The 1,721-nt window shown below is 33.8% G+C and carries 1 protein-coding gene; it reads left to right on the top strand.

Annotation, left to right across the window (positions count from 1 at the left end; genetic code table 11):
• Positions 1 to 881: 881 nt before the first annotated feature.
• Positions 882 to 1,631 (top strand): GntR family transcriptional regulator, encoded by a 750-nt coding sequence (locus IEV18_RS14245; protein ID WP_188393061.1) that lies wholly within the window; start codon positions 882 to 884, stop codon positions 1,629 to 1,631.
• The last annotated feature ends 90 nt before the right edge of the window (positions 1,632 to 1,721 follow it).

Genomic DNA, 1,721 nt, shown 5'->3' with positions numbered 1-1,721 from the left:
CCGTGGCTTTCAAGCCACTTTAACAAATGAAATAAATCTTTTGTTAACGTCCCAAAGGTTTCAATTTCTTTAGTAAGATCATTGTTGTCATTCTCAATAAGAACACAAGCGACAATTGATTCCGAATGTACATCTAAACCTGCACATCGTTTAAATAATACATCCATACCTCTCAACCTTTCTTTTAGATTCCACAACAGTGGAGTGAATTTGTAAGTTTATCATTTTTCTGTACGTAGTTATCCTTCAAGTCGAGGGAGCTAACAATGGGTTGTGCAACAAATTCACTCCAACAGTTTTTATTACAGGGTTAAAACCACCATTAAAGCCCGCGTCATATACTCACTGTTATGGTATCTACATTATAGACGAAAATTAATTATTTTCATTCAGGGTTGAGAGCGAAAGATCATGTTTGTTTTTATTTATTTCTATTCCGGTCTTCACTTTAGGAGTTAATTTGACTGTTATTTTTTTCTAACTGAGTAGTATCGCTTCAAACTTATTGGAAATAAATATTAGAACATACTAGAATCTATCCAGACCATATTGAATGCCCAGCTCCGTCTGATTTTACAGGCGGAGTTTGATTATTTCCGTTGATATTTTGCTAAGAACTTTGGCTTTATTTAACCTGCTTTTATTCGATTTAGTAGTACTTTCGATTATTCCGATTCAAGTGTCAAAAAAGCCCGAAATGCCTTTTTTAGTGCTACCTCAATTGGCTGCGCCTTCCGATGTCCTTGTTTTCAGTTATTCAAAATATTTTTATTATCAATTTATAAAAATATATTGACTATTTAAAAAAGCGTTCATATAATACTAATTAATACTTTGTTATAACAAAGTATGAACATTGTAATAATTAATGGGGTGTTTTTTTGAAACGATCATTATACCTAGAGGTATACAGAGATTTATTTAATAAAATTGCTTCGGGATATTACAAGATTGGTGATAAGCTTCCGACCGAAATGGAGATGCAACATTTATATGGGGTAAGCAGAGCACCAATTCGACAAGCGCTGGGGAAATTACAGGAAAAAGGTTTAATTGAAAGGAAGCCGGGTATAGGAACTATCGTAACGAAAAATGAATCATCTGTTCCTTGGCCAGCAGTTGGCGGATTCAGTTCAAACTTCAGCAAAAAATGGAATAAATTAAAGGTCAAAACGATAAGTGTGAAAACTATTATTCCTGATGCTGACGTTACTGCAAATTTGGAACTAGAAATGGAGAAACCAGTAGTCGAAGTAATAAGGATCAGAACCGAAAATGATATTCCCATTTTTTTATTAACCCATTATTACGTTGACGTAGATATTGAGAAGATAAAAAATGCTGGAGAAATTTTAAATATGCGTCAATTTGCTCAAGAAGTACTTGGGGTTGAGTTTACTTATGTAACAGAGGAGATTACCGCGATAGCTGCAGATGAAAAGACTGGCTTCTATTTACAAGTAGATAAAGGGTTCCCGCTTTTACAAATAAAAAGGGTTTCATATAATTCCAACTTCCAGCCGGTTGAATATGTAAAATATTTTGTTAATACAAAAGATTGGCCATATAACGTTGCATACAGTAAGGATTTGCACCATTTTAAATTATATAGAGACTCGGAAATTAATTAAGTAATTTCGGGACTTTTGGAGGTTTCGCGTAACCTAAAATAATCCTTAGGGTGTTAGAGATAAAAAACTGCATGCCAAATAAACCTGCGA

The sequence above is a fragment of the Compostibacillus humi genome (genome assembly GCF_014637175.1).
GTDB classification, from domain to species: domain Bacteria; phylum Bacillota; class Bacilli; order Bacillales; family Amphibacillaceae; genus Oceanobacillus; species Oceanobacillus humi.
Note: the sequence above shows the minus strand (reverse complement) of the source record. Positions and strands in the feature narration are given on the sequence as shown.